This is a genomic window from Clostridium punense (assembly GCF_017874425.1).
GTDB lineage: Bacteria > Bacillota > Clostridia > Clostridiales > Clostridiaceae > Clostridium_J > Clostridium_J punense.
Map to the genome: position 1 here is coordinate 1 of NZ_JAGGLL010000067.1, position 8034 is coordinate 8034.

Consider the following 8034-nt stretch of genomic DNA (forward strand, 5'->3'; position numbering starts at 1 on the left):
GACATTGAGCAGCGGTAGCGACTGGCATCATGAAAGTTATAATCTTATGGTGCTAGTTTTTGTTGGCTCAACATCCGAATACAAATCTATTCATAAAGCGTCTTAACTAATTAAATTTTGAGTAAGAATAATGTTCTTTGAAAAATCAATAATGCGGTATTTAAAAGTTAAAATTATCCTAAGTTTAGAGATTTTTGCGATAGAATAGGGAATATGTTATAATTTTACTATTAATACAGAATATTAGTAAATGAATTACTTTGAATTAAGAGGGGGATATAATATTGCTATTAGGGTGCAATTATTCGGAAGAATTGATTAACTTAATAAGTAGAAATAGGGTTAAAATCGATTATATAAAACTTGGTTTATACGATATGTATAAAGAAGGAATGGAAATATCATCTTCAATATGTCCAATACTCTTGCACGGAGTTGCTGGTAGTATCAATGAACATGCAGGAATGAAACTTACTGAGATTAATGAAATAAATTGGGAAGAAATTAATAGAGCTATAACATTGTTTAAATCACCACATTTAGGATTTCATTTATCTACAACACTAGATGATTGGGACGATAACATAGTTGATAATGATATTGCAGTGAATAGAATGATTGAGACAACGAAGGTTTGGGCTGAACATATATGTGTACCATTTTTGGTTGAGAATATTCCTTATTATGGATTTAAAGGAACACTACGATTTGCAACAGATCCTTCGGTAATAAATATGGTATGCGAAAAGGCAAATGTTGGTTTAATCCTTGATATTGCACATGCCCGTGTTTCTGCAAGTAATAGAAATGAAGATGTGTATACATATATATTAAACTTGCCACTTGATAAGGTTAAGGAAATACACGTTGTAGGTGTTTTAGAAAATGAAGAAGGATTAAGAGATAAACATCTTGAAATGCAAGAAGAGGATTATAAACTTCTTGAGTGGGTTCTTACGTTAGCCAATCCGAGTATTATTACCTTAGAATATGGAGGACCAAGTCCTCATTTTGAAGGACGCAGTGATATAGATGCTCTTGAAAGGCAACTTACACGATTAATGAAAATATGTGAAAATCATTAAATACTATGTACTAAGTCGTAATTTTCTTAAATGATGAAATCAATATACAATTAAATAATTTATTTACAGTACCGTATTATTCAACGAGAATATGCGGTATTTTTTACGTAACAATACAAAAAAGTTAAGACATAAATGAAAGAAACTACGAAGAAAAGAAAGGAGCATTATATATGACAAAAATTGATCAACATAGAGAAATATGTGAAAAATTAAATAAAGTATATACTGCAAAAAATAAAGACTATGGAGACAGTTTTAGCGAAGGATTTCAAGAATATGGCCTTATAATGCCTGCAATTAGATTAGAAGATAAGGTACGAAGATATAAGCAATTAATTAAACAAGATGCTGAAGTAAAAGATGAAAGTATTATAGATACTCTATTAGATTTAGCCAATTATTCTATCATGACTATTATTGAAATCGAAAATAAGGACAAAGAATAATAAGACATAATCTTCTTATAGTGATGATATAGAACTAAGGAAGATAAATAAGAAAGTTGAAAAGAACATTGAGAATTCAACTTTGGATATTGACTTTAATTATTAAAATATTAACTATAAACAAAAATTGAATTATTTTATGGACAGTTAAGACTATTAATAAATATATAGAATTTAATTGTAAAGAATAAGCAGAAAGAGGTAAGGGATATGAGAGAGATATTATATAATAATTATTATTGGCAAAATGATTTAGTCAGGTTAAGAGCGTGGAGTGAAGAGGATTGGGAATGGGATTATTACAATAACTTTGATAGTGAAGCTTTAAGATTGGCAGACTGTGAATTACATTTACCACCAACAATCACTGCATCACAAAAATTTTCATCATCAATTAAAGATTTTTGTAACGATAATAGAATTGGTTTTGCTATAGAAACTTTGGATGGAATAACTGTTGGTAATATGAATTTAAATAGCATTGATGAACGAAATGGAACCTTTGAAATTGCTACGTTAATTGATAGAGAGTATAGAGGGAGAGGTTATGGAACTTCTGCTATGAAAATAGTTCTTAAATATGCTTTCATGGAAAGAAGATTAAACAAATATTGTGCAAGTATTTTAGAAGGGAATTTAGGATCTATTACTATGCATAAAAAGCTTGGCTGTGAACAAGAGGGTGTGTGTAAGCAAAATATTTATACAAATGGAAGATATCATGATGAAATTTTATTTGGATTAACAAAGGACATGTATTCAGAGAATATAAACTTTTGTGAGAAAAGATAATTAAATTATTATTTTAAGGTATGTTTTTGCAAAAAAGATATTAAGCAAAAGCATATCTTTCTTAGTATATTTATAGAAGTAACTATTATTAGTCATTAATCTGAAATTATTCTATCATGACTATTATTGAAATCGAAAATAAGGACAAAGAATAATAAGACATAATCTTCTAAGAGTGATGATATCAATATACCATTAAGTAAATTAATCATAATACCGTGGTATTCAACGAGAATATGGGATATTTTTCGTGTCCTAATTAAAAAAAGATAAAGCATAATTATGATTAAGAGTAAAGCAATAATTGATTATATTTTATAGGCTTAAGAAAAGGGGAGAAACAAATGGGATATTTTATGGTACATTTAAAAGTTGCTGAAAACTTATTAAAAAACAATACCAAAATAAAGGATACTAATGCATTTTATAAAGGGTCTCTTGCTCCAGATGCAATTATGTTTAGAGAAGGATGTTTACGGTCTGAAAAATCAACCACTCATTTCTGCGTTGGAGATGAGGGGTGGGGGTACTACACTAACTATGAGCAATGGGAAAATAGTTTAAACTTAAGTATTGTAAATTATGATGATATGGTAAATTCTGATTTTTTATTTGGATATTATGCTCATATACTAACTGATATTGCTTATAGCAGTAGGTTCTGGACTCCAACTAGAATTACTGAAGATAAAGAGTATATAGACGCTTACTTAAAAGATATTGCTGAAATTGATTCACGATTATTTGAAGATCTTGAAAATAAAGAAATGCTATGGTCAGAACTAAAGAATTCTAAAAATTACTGTTTACATAATTTGTTTAATGAGAATGACCTATCAATATTAATAGATGAGATGATAGACAATATATATTATAATCGTAAGTCAAATCCAAATCATGAATTTAAAGTAATAACACCTACGGATATGACTGATTTCATAGATAAAATGGTTTCAAAAATTTCTAGCAGTCAATTTAGAGTACAAGCATAGTAGACATTGAATTGAAAGGCCTTTCTTCTTATTAAGCCACGTAACTAATGAATTTTAGAGTAATAATATTGTTCTTTGAAAACTGAATCATTGGGTATTAAAGCTGAGTCATAAGTAGTGTCATGAGTATATATAAAATATGCTATGATTTTTGTAATAGTTAGGGCTAAACAGCATATCATGAAGCTTAATTTGATTTTAAAGAAAACCTTAGCAAAATAGGTCAAGTAGAGTTAAATAAACCTATGATATCCTTTATTTAAGAGGTGATAACATGGAAAGCTGGGAGAAGATAAATGCGGTACAGCGTATGCAAATTTATATTGAGAAGCATATAAATGAGTCAATAACTCTTTACATGCTTGCAAATGCAGCAGGATATTCACCATGGTACTGCACAAGGATTTTTAAGGAATTAACAAATAAAACACCCTTTGAATATATTCGAGCACTTCGTTTGTCTCGAGCAGCTATTAAGTTGAGAGATGAGGATGTTAAGATAATTGATGTAGCACTGGATTTCGTTTTTGACTCACATGAAGGTTTTACAAGAGCGTTTTCTAAGCAATTTGGTATGACTCCTCAATATTACTGTAAAAATACTCCTCCGCTGAAACTTTTTATGCCCAGTCATATTCGTGATTATTACCTCATGATTCAAAAAGGAGAGGATAATATGACTAAAAACTCTGAAGTAAAAACAGTTTTTGTACAAGTGGTAGACCGTCCAGCAAGAAAGTTAATCTTAAAACGTGGAATCAAAGCCACACATTACTTCGAATATTGCGAAGAGGTAGGATGTGATGTATGGGGAGTACTTTGTAGCATTAAAGAAGCTCTCTATGAACCTATTGGAATGTGGATGCCTTCAAACTTAATAAAACCTGGCACATCAGTGTATGCCCAAGGTGTAGAAGTTCCAGTGAATTATGAAGGGGAAATCCCAGAAGGATTTGAGTTAATTGATCTTAAACCCTGTAGGATGATGGTTTTTCAAGGGCAACCATATGAGGATGAAAATTTTGATGACGAGATAAACCAACTTTGGGATACTATAAAAAATTACAATCCTGAAGTCTATGGTTTTAAATGGGCCGATGAAGATGGACCAAGATTTCAATTAGCACCTATGGGATATAGAGGATATATTGAAGCAAGACCTGTAAAGCAGTTAAATGAAAAATAATTTATACAACTATTAAAATAAATCAGTTTTTAAATGCCGTATTATTCAACACGAATAAGCGGTATTTTTTATGCTAAAGTGAAAAATTAGAAATAATTACAGCAGTTTAATAATAATAATACTTATTATTAAACTGCTCACTTATTTTAATTATAAGATGAGTAAAAGTAGTACAAGTGTTAAAAAATTATAGAAGAGTGTGTTGGCGGTGAGTATAAAAATTTTGGTCGCTGGTAAAGACAAAAATTTTAGTAAAGTATTTTGAGTTTGTATCTAAATTACCAGAAGAAGTCTACTAGTATGAGGAAATAGGAAATAGAAACATAAACAAGGGTGCGGGGGAAGAGAGAAGTGAGTTATAAGATAAAGGAAATTTTAAAATATGAATATGAAAATAAGATGATTTCTAATGGAAACAACTTTCCTAAAATTGATTTATGTAAAAATAATTTAAAAGAGATTTGTGTGCTATTGCACAATAAAGTGTCAGCAGAAGAAATGAGGGGGTATTTAGGAATTTCACAAAATGAACTTGTTAAAAGGCTTGAACTACTAGAAAAAGAGGAACTTTTAAAAAGAAGAGATAGTAATTATATTCCTAATTTAATGGTTATTTCTTTAGAGGAAGGAAAAGAAATATTTAAATATGTATGTGAAATTGCAAATGAAATTGTTGAGTTAATTGAAGAAAATGTTGAAATTATTAAGGAAGAAACATATAAATTTCAATGTCTAAAGCAATTTGATTTTAACGAGCTATCACTTTTCATTTTAAGTGGTGTTATTTTAGACTTTATTCAAATAGACAATGTAGAATCAATGTTTTTAAAAGCAGAAAGAACAAGGCGTAATGGTATGAATTACTATTATTCTTTGTTAGAGAAAAATAAAGGAGCAAGTAAAGAAGCCTTTGGTATATATGGAAATATGTTTAGATATTATGGGAATATAGGATTTGGGCTTTATGGGAATGAGAGGAATGGAGAAAATTTCCATACAATAGATATATCTGCGATTAATAAATATTTTGGAAGTTTTATCAATGAAAATAAAGATGATATTAAACAATACTTGTTGGAAGAACTCTTAAAATATCATTATGAAAATGATTATTCGATAAAACCTAATATTATAGCTGGATTTAACCATCTTGGAATAATGAAAGGTAGTAAAATTAATATCCCAATATTAAATAAAAATGATTTTTACAAATTAAATAATATAGCTGATATTATAAAGAAAGATTATGTAAATATTTTTGAAAGAAACCGTGATAATCTTTATTACTACTACAATGGTTCTAATTATGCACAGGAAATAACTTTTGAGGAATATTTTATTTGGTGGTATCACTTGTTATATTCAAAAGTAACTGATTTATTAATTGAAAAGAAAATAATAGAGATACCTAATGCCCATAATTTTAGTTACATAGTTTCATAAATGTAAAATAAAGAGAGGTTGAAATCGTGATTGAAGAAATGGTATAGCTTATAACTTATATAAAGAGGCATCAAAGCCAATGTTATACAATATTAATATGGTCAAGGTAATCGCAAAATATAGAAAAGCGGTTCCTAAAGATATATCTTTACTCTTGTGCCCTTAATACTCAATATTCTTAAGTATTAAGGGGAATATTGAGTATTTAAAAACACAAAAAATCCTATTTAACATAATTATCTTGAGGGGGAAGAGATTTGTTAAAGTTATTAAAAGATAAGAATATAACTCTATTGTTATTGGGAAGATTAGTATCTATTCTTGGTAATTATATTCAGGAAGTAGTACTTATGTGGTACATCTTAAAAAAGTTTAATTCACCATTTATTGCTTCATTTAGTTTAATGATTTGTTTTATACCTCGCATATTTTTATCACCTTTTGCAGGAGTTATTGCAGATAAGTACAACAAGAAGAATATTATGGCAGTCTGTGATTTTATAAGCGGTTTTTTTGTAATTGTACTAGGCATACTAGTATATTTTAATGCAAGTGTATACACTTTAATAGTTATGAGTTTTATAATTGCAATTGTGGATACCTTCTTTCAGCCAGCAAGCTTAAGTATTACTCCAGAAATAACTGATAATATTATGACTGTGAATTCCATAAGTTCTGCTATAACTCAAATCTCAAGTATAGTTGGGCCAATAATAGGTGGTATTCTCTTTGGCATTTTTTCTCCTGTTATTTGTTTTATTATAAATGGAGTTTCATTTATTGCTTCTGGAATATCTGAATTGTTTATTGTTCTTAAGTATAGAAACTCTGAAATTATAAATGACAAAAGGCTTAGGCGTGGAACGCTAAATAATATAAAGTTAGGGTTTCAGACGCTAATAGACAATAAATTTTTGCTTTATACAGCAATTATTGGTGGAGGGTTTATCAATTTTTTTCTTGCACCAATTTCAGTTTATATTCCAGTTTTTGTTGACAATTATTTAAATTTATCAAGCTTCTACTATGGAATTATTTCTTCATGTATTCCAGTTGGGGGCGTTGTTATATCTGTTGTAGCACCATATATTAGTAGGCGCATTGACAATAAAAGGCTAGCAGTAATAGGTTTTTTAATACAAGGGCTAGCACTTGTACTATTTGGATTAAGTAATTCAATTTACTTCCTTGCTATAGCTATGTTTATATTTGGATGTTCTTTAACTATTGTTGGAATAGCCCTAAGAACAATATATCAACTAGAGGTGCCTCAAGACATATTAGGTAAATCAACAGCTGCGTCCATGACTATCTCTTACATAGCAATTCCATTAGGATATTTACTTGGAGGGTATATTTTAGAAAAAGTTACTATTAATATAATACTGTTGACTACTGGTATATTAGTAACAATTTTAGGTGTTATACAGGGATTAATTATACGAAAAAAGATATTCATATAGTGAAGGGGAGGGTGTCTGTGGAGGAGGAAAATATAGTATTTAAAAATCCTCAAGGTTTTTTTACTTACAGAGTTGCAGCAATTATTCTCAAAGACAACAATTTGCTTATGGCAAAACATGAGGATTATCCCTGCTATTATACTGTTGGTGGGAAGGTTAGAGTGAATGAAACTTCTGAGGAAACTATTATTCGTGAGGTCTATGAGGAAACAGGTATTGAATTTCAAGTTAATAAACTATGCTTTATTCAGGAAAGATTTTTTCAGGTGAAAGGACAAGCACATCATGAAATTGTCTTTTATTACTTAATGAAATATAAATCCAATACACATTTACCTTATAGGAGTTTTACTGATCAAGGAACCAAAGAAAGTCTGCACTGGTTACCAGTAGAAAGTTTGGATGAAACTGATATAATTCCAGAATTTTTTAAAACTAAACTGTTAATCAATATAAATTCTATTGAACACATTGTTTCAAAAGAATAATATTGTTGAGCTAATCATAGCCTTTAGTTCTAATGTTTGATTTCGGATTAACCCCTTCGTTTTGGACAAAACCTAATAAATTCTTCGATTTTCTTAGATTTACACTCTTATCTGAATATTAGTTGTATCCTCTCCA

8 protein-coding genes are annotated in these 8034 nt (G+C 29.2%); all 8 read left to right on the forward strand.

What is annotated here, in order from left to right:
• Nucleotides 1-284: 284 nt before the first annotated feature.
• Entirely contained in the window at nucleotides 285-1085 is an 801-nt protein-coding gene (locus J2Z44_RS20860; RefSeq protein ID WP_021282310.1) for a multinuclear nonheme iron-dependent oxidase, read from the forward strand.
• A 173-nt stretch (nucleotides 1086-1258) separates the two neighbouring features.
• A complete protein-coding gene (locus tag J2Z44_RS20865) occupies nucleotides 1259-1534 on the forward strand; it encodes a nucleotide modification associated domain-containing protein (protein ID WP_021282309.1) in 276 nt (91 codons plus the stop codon).
• Nucleotides 1535-1744: 210 nt separating this feature from the next.
• On the forward strand, nucleotides 1745-2326 hold the full coding sequence (locus J2Z44_RS20870) for a GNAT family N-acetyltransferase (protein ID WP_021282308.1): 582 nt from the start codon (nucleotides 1745-1747) through the stop codon (nucleotides 2324-2326).
• A gap of 344 nt (nucleotides 2327-2670) precedes the next feature.
• Nucleotides 2671-3318, forward strand: a complete 648-nt coding sequence (locus J2Z44_RS20875) for a zinc dependent phospholipase C family protein (RefSeq protein ID WP_021282307.1) — start codon at nucleotides 2671-2673, stop codon at nucleotides 3316-3318.
• A 274-nt stretch (nucleotides 3319-3592) separates the two neighbouring features.
• Entirely contained in the window at nucleotides 3593-4504 is a 912-nt protein-coding gene (locus J2Z44_RS20880) for a helix-turn-helix domain-containing protein (RefSeq protein WP_021282306.1), read from the forward strand.
• A 351-nt stretch (nucleotides 4505-4855) separates the two neighbouring features.
• Nucleotides 4856-5947, forward strand: a complete 1092-nt coding sequence (locus J2Z44_RS20885; RefSeq protein ID WP_021282305.1) for a hypothetical protein — start codon at nucleotides 4856-4858, stop codon at nucleotides 5945-5947.
• Between the two features lie 257 nt (nucleotides 5948-6204).
• Entirely contained in the window at nucleotides 6205-7410 is a 1206-nt protein-coding gene (locus J2Z44_RS20890) for an MFS transporter (protein ID WP_021282304.1), read from the forward strand.
• Between the two features lie 17 nt (nucleotides 7411-7427).
• Nucleotides 7428-7898: an NUDIX hydrolase gene (locus J2Z44_RS20895; RefSeq protein WP_021282303.1), complete on the forward strand. Its 471-nt coding sequence runs from the start codon at nucleotides 7428-7430 to the stop codon at nucleotides 7896-7898.
• Nucleotides 7899-8034: the final 136 nt, after the last annotated feature.

Bases quoted from the DNA above. Each gene is read 5' to 3' on its own strand.
- J2Z44_RS20865 (WP_021282309.1), top strand. From the start codon at position 1,259: ATGACAAAAATTGATCAACATAGAGAAATATGTGAAAAATTAAATAAA.
- J2Z44_RS20870 (WP_021282308.1), top strand. From the start codon at position 1,745: ATGAGAGAGATATTATATAATAATTATTATTGGCAAAATGATTTAGTC.
- J2Z44_RS20875 (WP_021282307.1), top strand. From the start codon at position 2,671: ATGGGATATTTTATGGTACATTTAAAAGTTGCTGAAAACTTATTAAAA.
- J2Z44_RS20880 (WP_021282306.1), top strand. From the start codon at position 3,593: ATGGAAAGCTGGGAGAAGATAAATGCGGTACAGCGTATGCAAATTTAT.